13 protein-coding genes are annotated in these 16,280 nt (G+C 71.1%); 8 read left to right on the top strand and 5 right to left on the bottom strand.

Translation table 11 applies throughout. The features are described from left to right. Positions 1-14: 14 nt before the first annotated feature. Both QFZ82_RS34820 and QFZ82_RS34815 read right to left on the bottom strand, forming a co-directional pair. Positions 15-1,694, bottom strand: coding sequence for a glycoside hydrolase family 13 protein (locus QFZ82_RS34820; protein ID WP_307716918.1), 1,680 nt, complete (start codon positions 1,692-1,694; stop codon positions 15-17). Positions 1,695-1,908: 214 nt separating this feature from the next. Beyond that, positions 1,909-3,180 carry an ABC transporter substrate-binding protein gene (locus tag QFZ82_RS34815; protein WP_307716917.1) on the bottom strand — a complete coding sequence of 424 codons (1,272 nt, stop codon included), beginning with the start codon at positions 3,178-3,180 and terminating at the stop codon, positions 1,909-1,911. A 168-nt stretch (positions 3,181-3,348) separates the two neighbouring features. Here QFZ82_RS34815 and QFZ82_RS34810 point away from each other — a divergent pair, with 168 nt between their 5' ends. From QFZ82_RS34810 to QFZ82_RS34790, 5 genes are all read left to right on the top strand, one after another. Further along, entirely contained in the window at positions 3,349-3,855 is a 507-nt protein-coding gene (locus QFZ82_RS34810) for a PadR family transcriptional regulator (protein WP_307716916.1), read from the top strand. Between the two features lie 137 nt (positions 3,856-3,992). After that, a complete protein-coding gene (locus QFZ82_RS34805; RefSeq protein ID WP_307717932.1) occupies positions 3,993-4,754 on the top strand; it encodes an ABC transporter ATP-binding protein in 762 nt (253 codons plus the stop codon). 2 nt (positions 4,755-4,756) lie between these two features. After that, positions 4,757-7,078, top strand: a complete 2,322-nt coding sequence (locus QFZ82_RS34800; protein WP_307716915.1) for an FtsX-like permease family protein — start codon at positions 4,757-4,759, stop codon at positions 7,076-7,078. Positions 7,079-7,502: 424 nt separating this feature from the next. Continuing rightward, positions 7,503-8,429 (top strand): diiron oxygenase, encoded by a 927-nt coding sequence (locus tag QFZ82_RS34795; protein WP_307716914.1) that lies wholly within the window; start codon positions 7,503-7,505, stop codon positions 8,427-8,429. Between the two features lie 59 nt (positions 8,430-8,488). Next, entirely contained in the window at positions 8,489-10,138 is a 1,650-nt protein-coding gene (locus QFZ82_RS34790; RefSeq protein ID WP_307716913.1) for an FAD-dependent oxidoreductase, read from the top strand. Positions 10,139-10,321: 183 nt separating this feature from the next. Here the strand turns inward: QFZ82_RS34790 and polX are convergent, their stop codons facing one another. From polX to QFZ82_RS34775, 3 genes are all read right to left on the bottom strand, one after another. Beyond that, positions 10,322-12,037: a DNA polymerase/3'-5' exonuclease PolX gene (polX, locus tag QFZ82_RS34785; protein ID WP_307716912.1), complete on the bottom strand. Its 1,716-nt coding sequence runs from the start codon at positions 12,035-12,037 to the stop codon at positions 10,322-10,324. Positions 12,038-12,137: 100 nt separating this feature from the next. Then, on the bottom strand, positions 12,138-12,821 hold the full coding sequence (locus tag QFZ82_RS34780) for a triacylglycerol lipase (RefSeq protein ID WP_307716911.1): 684 nt from the start codon (positions 12,819-12,821) through the stop codon (positions 12,138-12,140). A gap of 250 nt (positions 12,822-13,071) precedes the next feature. After that, positions 13,072-13,890, bottom strand: coding sequence for an alpha/beta fold hydrolase (locus tag QFZ82_RS34775; protein WP_307716910.1), 819 nt, complete (start codon positions 13,888-13,890; stop codon positions 13,072-13,074). 347 nt (positions 13,891-14,237) lie between these two features. Between QFZ82_RS34775 and QFZ82_RS34770 the strand changes: the two genes are divergently transcribed. The 3 genes from QFZ82_RS34770 to QFZ82_RS34760 all read left to right on the top strand — a co-directional run bounded on the left by QFZ82_RS34770 (position 14,238) and on the right by QFZ82_RS34760 (position 16,242). Then, positions 14,238-14,675: a DUF4383 domain-containing protein gene (locus QFZ82_RS34770; RefSeq protein ID WP_307716909.1), complete on the top strand. Its 438-nt coding sequence runs from the start codon at positions 14,238-14,240 to the stop codon at positions 14,673-14,675. A 151-nt stretch (positions 14,676-14,826) separates the two neighbouring features. Continuing rightward, positions 14,827-15,753: a hemerythrin domain-containing protein gene (locus tag QFZ82_RS34765; protein ID WP_307716908.1), complete on the top strand. Its 927-nt coding sequence runs from the start codon at positions 14,827-14,829 to the stop codon at positions 15,751-15,753. 24 nt (positions 15,754-15,777) lie between these two features. Further along, a complete protein-coding gene (locus QFZ82_RS34760) occupies positions 15,778-16,242 on the top strand; it encodes an SPW repeat protein (protein ID WP_307716907.1) in 465 nt (154 codons plus the stop codon). Positions 16,243-16,280: the final 38 nt, after the last annotated feature.

The raw sequence follows: 16,280 nt of genomic DNA, 5'->3' as shown, positions 1-16,280 counted from the left end.
CGAGAGTGGGGCGGTCAGGAGGTGGGGTCGGCGGTCCACCACGCGGCGGTCGCTCCGGGGAGCACACCGTCGGGGCAGGGGCCGCTGGAGAGCAGAGGGGTGCCGCTCGCGGGAGCGGGGACGGGCTCGGCGCCGAAGTTGACGGCGCAGATCAGTCCGTCGCCGCGGACCATGGCCAGCACGTGCGGGGGCGCGTCCAGCCAGCGGAGCGTGCCCTCGCCCAACTGCGGGAGGCTGTGCCGCAGTTGCAGGCCCTCGCGGTACAGGTGCCAGAAGGATCGGGTGTCGGCGAGGGCCCGGTCCGTGGCGTGCTCCGCGAACCACTCGGGCTGCGGCAGCCACGGCCGGGCCCCGGCCTCGCCCTGGCTGAAGCCGAACGGGGAAGCATGGCCGGACCAGGGCAGCGGAACGCGGCAGCCGTCGCGGATGTGCTTGCGGCTGCCGGTGCGGTGGAAGATCGGGTCGGTGAGGACCTCGTCCGGCAGGTCGAGGACCTCGGGCAGGCCGAGCTCCTCCCCCTGGTAGACGTACGCGGCGCCCGGCAGGGCCAGCATCAGCAGGGCGGCGGCGCGGGCGCGGGCGGCGCCGAGTCCGCTGCCCTCGACACCGGGTTCTCCCGCGTACCGCGTCACCGTGCGGATCTGGTCGTGGTTGTTGAGCACCCAGGTGACGGTGGAGCCGGTGCCGGCGATGTCGCGTACGGCCTCGTCGATCGTCGAACGGAAGGCGTCGGCGTCCCAGGGGGCGCTGAGCAAGTCGAAGAAGAACGCCTGGTGCAGTTCGTCGGGCCGGACGTACAGGGCGTGCTCGCGCGCGGTCGGTACGGAGACCTCGCCGACGAGCAGCCGCTCGTGACCGTCGCGTGCGGCGTACTCCTCGCACACCGCGCGCCAGCGGCGCCACACGTCGTGGACCTCCGGCTGGTTCCAGGCGAGCGGGTTGACCGAGTCGCGGGAGCGCTCGTCCGCTTCGGGGTCGTCCGAGTCCGGCAGGTCGGGGTGCTTGTAGAGACCGGCCGCCACGTCGATGCGGAAGCCGTCCACACCGCGGTCGAGCCAGAAGCGCAGCACCCGCTCGAACTCGTCGCCGACGGCCGGGTCACGCCAGTTGAGGTCGGGCTGCTCGGGGGTGAACAGGTGCAGGTACCACTCTCCGGGCGTCCCGTCGGGGTCCGTGGTCCGGCTCCAGGCGGGGCCGCCGAACATGGCGCGCCAGTTGTTGGGCGGTTCGGCGCCGTCCGCGCCGCGGCCGGGGGCGAAGTGGAAACGGGAGCGGGCGGGGCTGCCGGGGGCAGCGGCGAGGGCCTCGCGGAACCAGGGGTGCTCGCTGGAGCAGTGGTTCGGGACGATGTCGAGCAGCAGCTTGAGCCCGAGCCTGCGGGCGTCGGCCACCAGCCGGTCGAACTCGGCGAGGTCGCCGTAGACGGGGTCGACGTCGCAGTAGTCGGCGACGTCGTAGCCGTGGTCGTGCTGCGGTGAGGGGTAGAACGGGCTGAGCCAGATGCCGTCGACGCCGAGTTTCCGCAGGTAGGGAAGCCCGGCACGGACGCCGGCCAGGTCGCCTATCCCGTCCCCCGTGCTGTCGAGGAAGCTACGGACGTACACCTGGTAGATCACCGCGTCGCGCCACCACGGTTCGGGGGTGGCGGAGCTGCGGGTGGGGTGGCCGATGCCGGCCGGAAGCGTGCTGAGCATCTCGCGTCGACCTGTTTCTGCTGAATGCGAGAGCGCCCCGGATCGAGTGGCGCTGTTATGCATGCATGTTAAGTAGCCATGACGCCGAGGTGTCAACGATGCGTCCGTAAACTATCGAAAGCTGGGGGGTTATGTCCCGCTCTGGGGTCTTCAAATAGCGAGGAGCCTCTACTTAACATGTAAGTAAGGGCTCCTGGGGGAGGTGACGATGGGCTCAGCCGGTGCGGGAAATGGCGCCGAGCTCGCGCGCCAGTCGCGCGACCGCCTGCTCGGGCGTCTGGCGCAGCGCCATGACGTCCTGCGCCACCGCCTGCACGGCGAGGCTCACCTGGTCGTAGCGCGCGGACTTGGGGCGCGGCACGGCCGACAGCACGCTGCGGCGCAGGGTCGGCAGATACGGATGCGCGGCGATCAGCGCCGGATCCTCGTACAGCGCGGCGCGCACGGGCGGCAGCGACCCCTCGGTCAGGACCTTCCGCTGGACGCGCTCGCTGGTGAGGTACGCGATCAGGTCGGCGGCCGACTCAGGATGGCGCGCATGGCTGCTGATCGCCAGGTTGGAGCCGCCGAGCACGCTGGTGCCCGGGCCGTCGGCACCGGGCAGGGGCACCGCGCCGAACCGCCCGGCCACATTGGAGTCCTTCGCGCTCGCGTCGGTGTACACATACGGCCAGTTGCGCAGGAACAGCAGCCGGCCGTCCTGGAACGCCCGGCGCGACTCCTCCTCCTTGTAGCCGAGGGCGTCACGGGGAATCCAGCCCTCGCGCACGCCGTCCGCGAGGAAGGAGAAGGCGGCACGCGCGGCGTCCGAGTCCACTGTGACCCGTTCGCCGTCGTCCCGCAGGATCGAGCCGCCCGCCGAGTGCACCGCCTCCGTGACGTTGACGGTCAGGCCCTCGTACGGCAGGAACTGACCCGCGTAGCCGCCGAGGCCGTGGCGCGGGGCGAGGGTGCGGGCCTGGCGGGCCAGCTCGGCCCAGGTGCGGGGCGGCTTCACGCCGGCACGGTCCAGGACGTCCCGGCGGTAGTAGAGCAGCCCGGCGTTGGTCACGTACGGGACGGCGTACAACCGCCCGTCGAAGGTCGCGGTGTCCACCACGGGACTCAGGAAGGTGTCCAGGGGGAAGCGGTCGCGCTCCAGCGGCGAGATCCACCCCGCCGCGGCGAACTCCGAGGTCCAGGCCACGTCGATGTTGAGCACGTCGAACCGGTCGCTGCCCGAGCGCAGCTCGCTGATCATCTGCGCGCGGGTCTCGTCGGCCGAGTCCGGCAGCTCGACGAGCGTCACGCGTTCGCCGGGGTGCTCCTCGTTCCAGTCCTCGAGCAGCGGCGGGAGATAGCCGGTCAGGTCGCCGGCCGTCACCAGGGTCATCGGCCCCCGGCCGGCGGGCTCCGCTCCCCCGCCGCGCGCGTCGAATCCGGCGTATCCCGCGAGAACCACCGCCGCGGCCAGGAGTCCCCTACCCGCGGCACGCATCCACCGCATAGGTTCCTCCCGGTGCACGATCCGGCTGCGCCGCCGACCATCGTGGCCTATATATACCCGTTAGGCATGGGCGATACTAGAGGCCCAGGCAGACGGGGCGGGCGGGCGGTCCGGACGTCCCACTGCCCGGCCAACAGCAGACTACGCAGCGGGAGAGAGGGGGAGCGCGTGCGGCTGCCGCTCCTGGCACTCCTCACCCGGGGCCCCGCGCACGGCTACGAGCTCAAGCAGGACCTTGAGAAGCTCCTGGGCGCCGCGTACCCTCAGCCGAACGTCGGCCAGATCTACGTCACTCTCGGCAGGCTGGAGAAGAGCGGCCTGATCGACGGCGAGGACGTCGAACAGTCGGGCCGGCCCAACAAACGGACGTACCGGCTCACCGACGCCGGGCGCGAGGCCGTGCTGGCCTGGTTCGAGGAGACCACCGACGAGCCGCGGGTGCGGGACGAGTTCTTCATGAAGCTCGCGCTCGCGCCGGAGTCGGGGCTCGCCGACCCGATCGCCCTGATCAACAGGCAGCGGCGGCAGTACCTCAACACCATGCGGGAGCTGTCGAAGCTGGCCGCGTCCGAGGACCGGGACAACAGGATCTCCCAGTTGCTGATCGAGGGCGCCATGCTGCATCTGCAGGCCGACCTCGACTGGCTGGAACGTTGTCAGGAGGAGCTGGAATGAGCGACGACGCGCCGTCCGGCGGTCGCAGGGCGCAGCCCGGCGCGGCCGGGTCCGGCGGCCGGGACCGCGGTGTCCGGCCGTCCGAGGCCCGGGGCGTCCGCACCGGCGCGGACACGGGCTCCTCGCCGCACCCGGACATGCCACCCTCCGGAGCCGGGAGCACACCGATCGTGCGCGCCGAGGGTCTGACCAAGACCCACTACGGCGAGGGCGCCGCCGTGCACGCCGTGCGCGGGGTGGACCTGACCGTGCGGCCCGGAGAATTCGTCGCGGTCACGGGTCCCTCGGGCGCCGGGAAGTCGACGCTGCTGCACCTGATCGGCGGGCTCCAGCGGCCCGACAGCGGGCGGCTGTGGATCGGCGGCGAGCAGGTCGACGCCTACCGGGAGGCCCGCTGGGCGGTGCTGCGGCGCCGCAGCATCGGCATCGTCTTCCAGTTCTTCAACCTCGTCTCCAACCTCACCGTCGCCGACAACGTGGAACTGCCCGCGCTGCTCGCCGGGGCGTCGCCCCGGTCGGCGCGCGCCTCCCGTGCCGAACTGCTCGCCGAGCTCGGGCTGGAAGGCCGGGAGAAGTCGATGCCGGGCGAACTGTCCGGCGGTGAGCAGCAGCGCGTCGCGCTCGCCCGGGCACTCGTCAACCACCCCGCGCTGCTGCTGGCCGACGAGCCCGCAGGCAGCCTCGACAGCAAGGGCACCCGTGAGGTGCTGCGGCTGCTCTCCCGCTTCCACCAGCGCGGTCAGACGATCCTCATGGTCACCCACGACGCCCGGATGGCGAGCGCCGCCGACCGCGTCATCAGCTTCTTCGACGGACGCATCGCCGACGACGCGGTGCTCGGCACCGGGCACCGCGCCCCGGGCGGCGGCGTCTCCGGCGTGCTCGAGCTGGGGGACTGACGGTGCGCGCCACTCTGCGCTGGGCGCACGCCGACTTCCGGGCACACCGCGGCGAAGCCCTGTTCGTCGTCCTCGCCAGTGCAGGGATCATCGCCTCTCTGCTCCTGGCCGGCGCGCTGTTCGGCTACGCGGCCAACCCCTGGCAGCGGGTCTTCAACCAGTCCCAGGGCGCTCACATCTGGCTGCACACGCGCGCCGGAACCGACACCACCGGCCTGTCCCGGCTCGACGGCGTGGCCGCACTCTCCGGCCCGTACCGCACCGCGACGACCACGGTCGAGTCGCGCGGGGCACGGGCGGGCCTCGAACTGCGCGCGACCGGCGCCCGGCCCCCGGAGACCGCCCGGCCGCTGGTCACCTCGGGCAGCTGGCTCCCGCCGTCCGGCGACGGCGGCGCGGCCGCGGTCGTGCTGGAGACGTCGGTCGCCCGGGCCCTGTGGGCGGAGCCGGGCGACACGCTGCGGGTCGCCGGGCCGGAGGGTTCGGCGAGCACGCTGCGCGTCGCGGGCATCGCGGAGGCCGCGGAGCCGCGCTACCGGCCGGGGGGCGAGCCGGGCATCGGCTGGGTGCTGCCCGGCACGCTCGACAAGGTCGACCCCGGCAGCGGCGGGCAGACCGTGGGCCTGCGGCTGGACGACCCGGACGACACCGACTTCACCGTCCAGCGCGCGGTGACGCTCCTCGGCGCCGACCGCGTCGCCCGGGTCACCAAGTGGCAGCAGGCGCGGGCCGAGGCGGGCGGCGACGACCGGCTGCTGGGGCAGCTGTTCGCCGTGTTCGGGACGGGCGCGCTGCTGGCCGCCGCTCTGGCCGCTTCGGGGGCGATCGGCGCACGGGTGCGCGGCCAGCTCCGGGACATCGCGGTGCTCAAGGCCGTCGGGTTCACACCCGGCCAGGTGGTCCGCGGCTTCCTCGTGCAGCACCTGGCCTTCGCGCTCCTGGGCGCGGCGCTCGGCACGCTCGCGATCGCCCTGCTGGGGTCGCGGATACCGGGCCGGATCGGTGACGCGGTCGCCCTGTGGCAGGACCTGCCCGGTCACACGGCCCTGTTGATCGGCCTGCCGTGCGGCGCGGTGCTGCTCATCGCGGTCGCCACGGGCCTCGCGGCCTGGCGTGCCGGACGCGTGCCCCCGGTCCCCGTGGCCCGGGCGGCGCTGCCGACCGCCGCGCCGATGACCGTGCTCGGCAGATGGGCGCTCGGCATGCGGGTGCCGCCCGCCCTCGTGCTCGGCACGCGCGCCGCCTTCGCACGCCGGGGCGGCGCGGTGGCGGCGGTACTCCGCCTCGCGCTGCCGCTGGTGCTGATCACCGTGGCGCTGGTCGCCTGGTCGACCCTGGACCAGTTCCGCAGCCACCCGGACCGGGTGGGACTGCCGGCCGCGCTGACCGTACGGGCCGAGCAGCCGGGCGGTCCGACGGAGGCGGAGCTGGAGCGCATCCTCGCCGGTGTCGACGACGTGACAGCGGTCCATCCCGGCGTGGAGACGGCGGCCCTCGTACCGGGCCAGACGGGCACCATCACCTTGCGCGGGCTCGGCACCGCCCAGGAGCCGTACCCGTCCGCCGTGGTGGAGGGCCGGGCACCCGACGGCCCCGACGAGGCGGTCGCCGGCCAGGGGCTGCTGGACCTGCTCGGCGTACGGGTGGGCGACTGGGTGCGGATGACGGTCGAGGGACGGCCGCAGATCCTCCACATCGTCGGCCGCAGCATCGAACCGGAGTCCGGCGGCCGGATCGTCTCGACGACGATCGACACCCTGCGCGAGCGCGATCCCGGCCTGCGGCCCGGATTCCACGCGCTGGTGCTGCGCGACGGCGCCGATCCGCGCGCGGTGAGCACGGAGCTCGCCGAGGCGGGCGGCGGCGCGCTGGAGATCCGGGAGACGCCCAACCCGGCGGACCGTCTGGAACCGGCGCGCGCGGTGATCGCCGCGCTGATCGCGGTCCTCGCGCTGATCGGCCTGATCGAGCTGCTGACACTGATCGGTACGGGTGTACGCGAACGGGGCCGCGACCTGCTCGCCCTCAAGGCCATCGGCCTGACGCCCCGGCAGATCGGGGCGGTGATCGTGACGGCGGCCGGTCTGACCGCGCTGCTGTCCGCCGTTCTCGGGACAACCGTGGGCGCCGTGGCGGGCCGCCGTCTGGTGGACGCCCAGGGCGGCGCCGGCGGCATGGGCGCGGGCATTGCGCAACTGCCGCCGCTGCCGGTGCTGTTGGCGCTGATCGCCGCGGCGGTGCTCGGCGCGGTGGCGGCGGCCTCGGTCCCCGCGACCCGAACGGCCCGTCGCAGGCCGGCGGACTCGCTGAGCGAGACGCTGTGAGCTGACGGGCCGGCTGACCGCGGGCGGTCGGGTCGGCCGCGGCTCCGTGCGGTGTGCGGCTCGGCAGTCGCGGGTCTTGTTCGCGTGCCGTACATGTCGCAGGTCCAGCGCCGGTGCCGGTCGGTTTCCCGTGCGTGAAGCGGGACGTCCTGGTGAGGCGCCACTCCTCAGCACACCCCTGCCGGGCCGCCGTTGACGATTTTGTACTCGGGGGTAGGCCCGAGCGGCACTCTTACTATACGGTCCGTCTAACAAGCGGCGGCGACGGGATCTCGCGAGCCGCCGGTCACCGCGCGGGCACGAGCGCGACTGACGGCCCCACAGCCCTCCCGTCGCCCCGACGCACCCCCGCACAACCCGCACATCCCGCACATCCCGCACCAGCGAACAAGGAACACCACCCACCGCAACGAGGAGCCGCACCATGGCAAGCAGCACCGTTCGGCCGGAGATCCAGGACGGGGCCCCCGACGAGGACCGCGACCACGACGTCGCCCGGCGCCTGCTCGACTCGGCCGCGACGCTGTCGTACGACCCGGTCACGGAGGTGGACTGGGAGACGCCGCTTGACAAGGACTTCCACGGTGCGAGCCCGGAGTGGAGCACGCTGTACGGCACGGCGTACTGGCGGGAGATGACCGATGCGCAGCGCAAGGAGCTGACGCGGCAGGAGGCCGCGTCGGTCGCCAGCACCGGCATCTGGTTCGAGATGATCCTGCAGCAGATGGTGCTCCGCGACATCTACGCCAAGGACCCGACCCAGGCCGGCTTCCAGTGGGCCCTGACCGAGATCGCCGACGAGTGCCGGCACTCGATCATGTTCGCCCGCGGCGCGAAGAAGCTCGGCGCACCGGCGTACCGCCCGCACCGGATCGCGGTCGAACTGGGCAGGGTCTTCAAGACAGTTGCGTTCGGGGAGGCCGCGTACGCCGCGATCCTCGTGGCCGAGGAGGTCCTCGACGTGATGCAGCGCGACTGGATGCGCGACGAGCGGGTCGTGCCGTTCGTCCGCACCATCAACAACATCCATGTCGTCGAGGAGTCGCGGCACATGAAGTTCGCCCGCGACGAGACGCGCAGGCACCTGGAGAAGGCCGGGTGGCTGCGCCGCCAGATCCACGCCTTCGTCATCGCGGTCGCGTCCTACGTCATCGTCACCAGCATGGTGAACAAGGACGTCTACACCAACGCCGGACTCGACAGGAAGCGCGCCGTCGGCGAGGCGAAGGCCAACGAGCACCATAAGTCCCTGATGCGCTCGAGCTGCGCGGGCCTCATGGAGTTCCTGGCCTCGGCCCGACTGCTCACCAAGCCGGCCCAGATGTTCTACAAGCGCGCGAACCTGATCTGACCGCGCCGGACCGAGCTGAGCCCGACAGAGCCGAATCCGAGCCGAACCGAGCTGACGACATGACCTTCGCCATCACCCAGACCTGTTGCAGCGACGCCACCTGCGTCGCCGTGTGCCCGGTCAACTGCATTCACCCGACGCCGCAGGAACGCGCCTTCGGCAGCACGGAGATGCTGTACATCGACCCGAAGTCGTGCATCGACTGCGGCGCGTGCGCCGACGCCTGTCCGGTGGACGCGATCTTCCCGGTGGACAGCCTGTCCACCGCGCAGAAGGAGTACGCCCGGATCAACGCGGAGTACTTCGAGGGCCAGGAGCCCCAACCGGCCGACGACGGCCCGAACTTCCACTCCTGGGGCGAGCCCGCCTTCGACCGCAGCCTGCCGTCCGACTTCGCGCCGATCCGGGTCGCGGTCGTCGGCACGGGCCCGGCCGGCATGTACGCCGCCGAGGACCTGCTGCTGCACACCAACGCCGAGGTCACGCTCGTGGACCGGCTCCCGGTGGCCGGCGGCCTCGTCCGGTACGGGGTGGCGCCGGACCATCCCGCCACCAAGAAGGTCGGCGACACCTTCGGGCGGTTCCACTCGCACCCCCGCGTGCGGATGCACCTGGGCCTGGAAGTCGGCCGGGACATCACCGCGGAGGAGCTCGCGGCGCACCACGACGCGGTCGTCTACGCCGTGGGCGCCTCCACCGACCGCCGGCTGGGTATCCCCGGCGAGGAACTGCCCGGCTGCATCTCCGCGACGGCGTTCGTCGCCTGGTACAACGCCCACCCGGAGGTCGCGCCCGACGCGATCGACCTGTCCGCCGAGCGCGTGGTCGTGGTCGGCAACGGCAATGTCGCCCTCGACGTCGCCCGCATCCTGGTCGCGGACCCGGACATGCTGGCAGGCACCGACATCGCGGACCACGCGCTGACGGCCCTGCGCGCCGCCTCGGTGCGCGAGGTGGTGCTGCTCGGACGCCGCGGTCCGCAGGACGCGGCGTACACGAGGTCCGAACTGCTCGCGCTCAGGCACCTGGACGGTGTGGAGCTGGTCGTGGACGACCACGATCCACGGACCGGTGCGTCGATCGACGCGGCCGCGCCCAGGGACAAGGCAGCGGTGCTCCAGGGCGTCACCCGCGACCGTGTCGACTTCTCGCTTCCGCCCGCGCCGGGGCGGCGCATCGTCTTCCGGTTCCATTCCGCGGCGGCGGAGGTGCTCGGCGAGGAGAGGGTCCGTGCCGTGCGTGTCACAACGGACTCCGGCGATCAGGAGGTTGTGGCCGGCATGCTGCTGCGGGCGGTCGGCTACCGCGGTGTGCCGGTCGCCGGGCTGCCGTTCGACGAGGTCACGGGCACCGTCCCGCACGAGGCGGGCCGAGTGACCGGCCGGCCGGGGACGTACGTCGTGGGCTGGATCAAGCGCGGGCCCTCGGGGGGCATCGGCGCCAACCGCACGTGCGCCGCCGAGACGATCGGCACGCTCCTCGCCGATGCCGTCGCGGGCTCGCTGCCCACGCCGACGGCCCCGCCGAAGGCGTTCCACCGCCTCGCCCGCCGCCGCAACCGCCAGGTCGTCGACGCCCGCGGCCTGGCCGCGATCGAACGGGCCGAGCTGACCCGTGGCCGCCGGACCGGCCGGCCGAGGGTCAAGCTGGCCACGGTGCCCGAACTGCTCGCTGCGGCCAAGGGTGGCCGCTGGGCGCTGTCGCGCTGAAGCACGGGGGTCACGGGCCGTCGGGTGCACCGCACCGGACGGCCCGTCGCCGCCGAGGGCGAGGGCAGCTCGCCGCGCGATGCCGTCCGCTCGCCTCCCGGCCTCTGCCGGGTCGCCGGTGCCGCACCCGAACGGTGGACACGGCAGTACGGCAGCCCCTGGCACTCCACACCGCCCACGGCATCAGTGCCGCAGGAAGCGGCGCAGTTTCGTCAGCGGCCAGGTGTTGATGACATCGTCCGTGGTGAGCCAGCCACGCTGCGCCGTGCCGACTCCGTAGCGCATGTACGGCAGGTGCGTGGTGGCGTGGGCGTCCGAGTTGACCGCGAACTTCACGCCGTACCGCTTCGCTCGCAGGATGTCCTCGTCGCACAGGTCGAGCCGGTTCGGATGCGCGTTGATCTCCAGGGCGGTGGCCGTGCGCGCGCAGGCTTCGAAGACCGCGTCGAAGTCGGCGTCGATGCCGGGGCGTTTGCCGAGCAGCCGCGTGGTGGGATGACCGATGACGGCGACGCAGGGATTCTCACAGGCGCGTACGAGACGGCGGGTGAGGTCCTGCCGGCTCTGGTTGAAGTGGGAGTGGACCGAGGCCACGCACAGGTCGAAGGTCTCCAGGAAGTCGCGGGGCCAGTCGACCTCGCCCTCCGGGCCGATGTTGAGTTCCGTGCCGTGCAGCAGGCGCATGCCGTTGTGCCGGCGGTCCAGTTCCCGTACACGCTCGCGCTGGGCGAGGATCTTCTCCTTCGTCATGCGCTGCATCGCGAGGTCGGGGGCGTGGTCGGTGATCGCGTAGTAGGCGTAGCCGCGTTCGGCCGCCGCGGCGACCATGTCCTCCAGTGGGGCGAGACCATCCGTGAGATCGGTATGTGTGTGCAGATCGCCCCGGATGTCCGCCTCGTCGAGCAGGTCGGGGAGTTCGCCGCGCAGCCCGGCGGCGATCTCGCCGCGGTCCTCGCGCAGGGTCGGTGGAATCCACGGCAGGCCCAGGCGGGCGTAGATCTCCTCCTCCGTCTCCGAGGTGATCTTCTTGCCGCTCTTGACGCGGAACAGTCCGTACTCGGAGAGCTTGAGCTTGTGGCGCACGGCGATCTCGCGGGTGCGGATGTTGTGGGCCTTCGACCCCGTGAAGTACTGGAGTCCGGCTCCCCAGGACTCCGGTGGCAGGACCCGGACGTCGATCTGGAGTCCCTTGGTGGTGCGGATGCTGGTCTTCTTCTCGCCCCGGGCGATGACCTCGGCGGTGTACGGAAGGCCGGCGACCGCGTTCATGAAGGGGCGGGGCTGTTGCGCCGCTACCAGGATGTCGATGTCGCCGATGGTCTCGCACATGCGGCGCAGTGACCCGGCGTAGCAGCATCGTCCGCAGCCGGTGATGCGGGACAGCTCGGCGACGATCTGTTCGGCGGTGTCCATGGCCGCGTCGAGGAGGATGCGGTCGCCGGCCTTCTGCATCAAGGAGATGCCGTGGAGGATGTTCTCCTCGGTCTTCTCGCCGAAGCCCTTCAGGTCGCGCAACCGCTCCTCGTGGATGGCGTCGAGCAACTGGTCAACGGAGGAGATGCCCAGTTCCTCGTAGAGCACCAAGGCCTTCTTGGGGCCGAGCATGGGGATGGTGATCAGCTCGCGGACGCCGGCCGGGATGGCCTCCCGGCGCTCCTCGATGGCGGAGACATGGCCGGAATGCAGGAATTCCACGATCTTGTCGGCGATGGACCTGCCGACGTTGGGAATCTCCCGCAGCTGCCCGGCGTCCAGCCGGGACACGTCCGCGTGGTAACCGCCGACCGCACGCGCGGCCTTCTCGTACGCGCGCGCCTTGAAGGCGTCGCCTCCGGTGATGGCGATGAGGTCGGCGTACTCCTGGAGGAGCGCTTGGACCTCCTCATTGGCTCGCACCATGCTTCCAGGATGCTTCGGCGCCGCCGTGCGGGCAGCGCGGCCGAGGCCGGACGCCGGGCCCGTGCCCACGGCGACCGGTTGCTCGGGAGGCGAAGACGGCTCAACTGTTGATCATGCTGCGGACCTGGGCGTAGACGGTGGCGTCGGTGAGCAGTGCGTTGTGGCCCAGGCACGCGGTCCGCGTGTTGCCGGCGCCCGTGAGGGCGACGCTGCTGTCGGGGTTGATGACCGTGTCGCAGGGTGACCACCAGGTCGCGTACCGCGGGGCTCCTGGCGTCTCGTCACCGGAGTTGAGGGCGGTCAGGAAGTTCGATCCGATGCGCATCTCCGCACACGAGGGGTCGAGGCAACCATTGGCCGCGTCGGTGCCGTGGTTGGGTCCGCCGAGCGACACCCATGCCTCGGTCCTCGCATCGCCGCCGAGGTTCTTGAGGTAGTGGCGCGAGGAGAGCCCGCCCATGGAGTGGGTGACGACATCGACCTGCGAGGCGCCCGTGGCGGCGAGCAACCGGTCGACCGCACCGGCGAGTTGCTCGGCAGTGGTGGCGTTGGACTGCCGCGAGTCGTAGCTCCACTGATCGAGGTACGCGGCGGGCCAGCCGTCGTTCTTGAACCGGCTCACCATGGTGTCCCAGTTCGCACCGCTGCCGTTGTAGCCGTGGACGAACAGGATGGGATGGCTGGAGGAGTTGAACGTCGACGTGCCGACTGCGCCTGCCGGAGTCCCGAACCCCGGGGCCAGCAGCACGGCGGTCAGAGCGATCACGATCATGTGCTTTCTCACGGTCACCTCACGGAGTTCCGGGCAAGCGGGACAGCGCGCGGGGGCGCTGGGGAAACTGTCCAGAGCGTGTCGTTCCCGGGTCACGGAAAGACCAGGAGCGGTCGGCAGAACAGGAGTCCGCAGAAGCCGCAGGGATGAGGCACCGGTGCCGTACGGGGGTGCCGAAAGGTTACTGCCGGGTATCCGGAACATGGCAATACGCGTGCAGGAAATACTTCGGGACCACCGCGTACGGCAGGCGGCCTGAGCGTCAGGCGACGCAGGAGGGCAGGAAGGCCGGGTCGGCCGGACCGGTGTGCTCCAGCGCGTGCAGGACCCACTGGTGGACCACCGGGTCGTTGGGTGCCTGGTCGTGCTCGATGGTGTTCAGCGGGCACGCGTCCTGGAGGGTCACATTGGTGACCTCGCGGGCGGATCCGTCCAGGAAGGCACTGGTGTACGGCGTGACAACCTCGTCGTACCTGGTGGTGACGACGGTGTAGTCGGGGCCGGCGGGCGTCTCGTCCTTGGCGTTCAGGTCGGTCAGGAACTGCGACCCGGCCTGCTGCTCGTCGCATGCCGGACAGGCGCTGGTCTCGGACCCGGCAGGCAGGGGGATGACGCCCTCTGTGCCGTGGTTGGAGGGAACGATGCCGACCAGATCGTCGACCTTCGTCGCACCGCCGAGGTTCTTGATGTAGTAGCGGGGCATCATCCCGCCCTGGCTGTGCCCGACGAGGTCGACCTTGCGCGCACCGGTGGCCCCGAGCACCGCGCCGACGAACGAGTCGAGCTCCTGCGCCGACTCGGCGATGGGCCCCATGGCGTTGCCACCGTAATTCAGCGCGAAGACGCAGTATCCCTCGCTCTTGAGCTTCGGGCTGAGCGTGGGCCAGTTCTTGGCCATGTTCTCGAACGTTCCGTGCACGAGCACGACCGGGTCGGGATGCTCGGCGCTGGGCCTGCACGACCAGTCGTTGGCGCCGGGCGGGGAGACATCGGTGGTGTCGGCGACGGCGGACGGAAGGGGGGCGAGGGTAGCGGTGACCGCGAGAGCGGCGGCGGCAAGGATCGGGCGCAGTCTCGGCACGGGATGTCCTTCTGTGGCGAACGGGAGCGGGAACCACAAGTCGTGGCTGCAGTGGTCGACGGCGGTGTCTGGCTGCCCCCGGGGACGGCGCTGATCGCGTCCGCTCGCCGGGACCAAGGGCGGACTCCCTTGAGGGAGATCAACCCCGAACACCGTTCGACAATGTCGTGCGGTGCCGCGATTTTGCGCGTATGTTACCGGCGTGTCAACCCTTCGAGGTCCGCTGTCCCCCTCCTGACCTGCCCGGGAGCCCGCCCGGGTCTGTTCGTGCGGGCTCTTGGGGCTTGAGCAAACGCGACACGGGTACCCGCGGGTCGTCAGAGGCCGAGCATCTCAAGGGGCACGCCATGGCCGCCACACACCACACACCTATGACCAGGTCACCCGCGCAGCAGGCCGCGATGCTCGCCGGAGCGGTGTTCCTCCTCGTGGGCGTCCTGGGCTTCATCCCTGGTGTCACCACCGATTACGACACCATGAAGTTCGCGCACGACTCGGAAGCGAAGCTGCTGGGGCTTTTCCAGGTGTCGATCCTTCACAACATCGTGCACTTGCTGTTCGGCATCGCCGGCCTGCTCATGGCCCGCGCAGCCGTCACCGCACGCACGTTCCTCATCGGTGGAGGGCTCGTCTACCTGGTGTTGTGGATCTATGGATTGATCATCGACCACGACAGCGCCGCCAACTTCGTTCCGCTCAACACCGCTGACAACTGGCTCCATCTCGTGCTCGGCGCCGTCATGATCGCGCTGGGGCTCCTGCTGACTCGTCGTCCACAACGCTGACGTCAGGTCGTTGAACGGTCGGGGCTGGCCGTGACCGAGGAGCGGCATCGCTGTCGATCGTCACCTTCCTGGGGGATCGAGTCCTTGGTCACCGGACGCCGCCGGCGTCGTGCCCCTCGCATCGAGGACCGCGACCCCCTAGGAGAAAGCGATGTCGCCCTCCATCACAGAGCAGAGCATCGAGCAGCTCGGCGGCGAGGCAAGCGTCCTGGCCCGGCAGCGCCGTGACCACGCCGAGCTCGACCGCCTCATGAACCTTTACGCAGAAGGCAGCCAACCGACACAGGAGCGGCAGCAGACTCTGCAGCACATCATCCAGCTCACCTTCAGCCACGCCTTCGCCGAAGAGACGGTGCTGTGGCCGGCCCTGCGGCGGCTGGCAGACGACGGCGAAGAACTCACCGCGGGGGTCGAACAGGAGCACCAGGAGATCAACAACCTGGTCGCCGGCATCGAGCGCACCAGCCCGGCCGACCCCCGCCACGTCGAGCTGGTCGGCCGGGCCTTCGCCCTCATACGGCAGGACATCCAGGACGAGGAGGATCTGCTCCTGCCACGCCTGCAGGAAGCGCTCCATCATGACCCCGCGCGCTTGCGTCGACTGGGCACCACGTGGGAGACCGTGCGACGTACCGCCCCCACGCATCCCCATCCGTCAGTGTCCCGGCGACCGCCGCGCAACGCCGTGGCCGGAGTCCCGCTGAGTGCGTTCGACCGGGCCCGCGACCTGTTCCGGGCCGGTTCCCCGACCGGAGGCGGCCGAAGGATCGCGGTGATGACGGCTGCACTCACGGCTGCGCTGATCACCGCTTGGTTCGCAGCCAGACGAGCACAGGCGAATCACGGCCACGTCGCTGCATTCGAGCAGCGGCGATCCAGCTCGTCCTCCCGGCACACGGGCCGCTCAGCCGTGGCCCGGGCACTGGCCGGAAGTTCGTGCGGGGTGAGGAGCCTGCGGGGCGAGCGGCGTCGATGGCGCCCCCGGCCGGCGACCGCCTGTCGCGGCTGCGGAGAGCCGCACTCCTCCCGGTTGACCGGCTGCCCCGACAGACGTTCCATGGACATAAAGGACACATAAGCTGCTGACAGGAGGCGGCCCACCGTGACCACACACGCAGACATCGGGCAACACCCGGACCTGGCCGAGATGCGTTCCCGCTTCGAGCGGGCGACCAGCACGCCACGCGCCCAGGCCGTCGAGACTCTGGCCGTTCTCACCGGCCTCTACCTGGCTGCCTCGCCATGGATCGCCGGATTCAGCGGGCTGACCAACCTGGCCGTGTGCAATCTGATCACAGGAATCGCCTTTGTCCTGTGCATGGGCGGATTCGGCTCCGCATACGAGCGCACCCACGCCATGGCCTGGGCGGCGTGCGCCATCGGCGCTTGGACGATCATTTCCCCATGGGTCGTATCCGGCGACATGGCCACCACCCGTAGCGTCGTCAGCAACATCATCGTCGGCGTGGTCGCGCTGCTCTGCGGCCTGGCGATGGCCGCTGCGGCCGGCCCCCGAGCCGGAGGCGGCGGCTCCAGCCGCGCAGCCAGGCGCGGACCGACCAGCTGACCGCCCTGGATCGACGAAGCGGCCCCGGCGACAGGAGC

The organism is Streptomyces sp. V4I23, assembly GCF_030817975.1.
Lineage (GTDB): Bacteria > Actinomycetota > Actinomycetes > Streptomycetales > Streptomycetaceae > Streptomyces.
Note: the sequence above shows the minus strand (reverse complement) of the source record. Positions and strands in the feature narration are given on the sequence as shown.

Bases quoted from the DNA above. Each gene is read 5' to 3' on its own strand.
- QFZ82_RS34805 (WP_307717932.1), top strand. From the start codon at position 3,993: ATGCCACCCTCCGGAGCCGGGAGCACACCGATCGTGCGCGCCGAGGGT.
- QFZ82_RS34795 (WP_307716914.1), top strand. From the start codon at position 7,503: ATGGCAAGCAGCACCGTTCGGCCGGAGATCCAGGACGGGGCCCCCGAC.
- QFZ82_RS34790 (WP_307716913.1), top strand. From the start codon at position 8,489: ATGACCTTCGCCATCACCCAGACCTGTTGCAGCGACGCCACCTGCGTC.
- polX (WP_307716912.1), bottom strand. From the start codon at position 12,037: ATGGTGCGAGCCAATGAGGAGGTCCAAGCGCTCCTCCAGGAGTACGCC.
- QFZ82_RS34770 (WP_307716909.1), top strand. From the start codon at position 14,238: ATGGCCGCCACACACCACACACCTATGACCAGGTCACCCGCGCAGCAG.
- QFZ82_RS34820 (WP_307716918.1), bottom strand. From the start codon at position 1,694: ATGCTCAGCACGCTTCCGGCCGGCATCGGCCACCCCACCCGCAGCTCC.
- QFZ82_RS34815 (WP_307716917.1), bottom strand. From the start codon at position 3,180: ATGCGGTGGATGCGTGCCGCGGGTAGGGGACTCCTGGCCGCGGCGGTG.
- QFZ82_RS34765 (WP_307716908.1), top strand. From the start codon at position 14,827: ATGTCGCCCTCCATCACAGAGCAGAGCATCGAGCAGCTCGGCGGCGAG.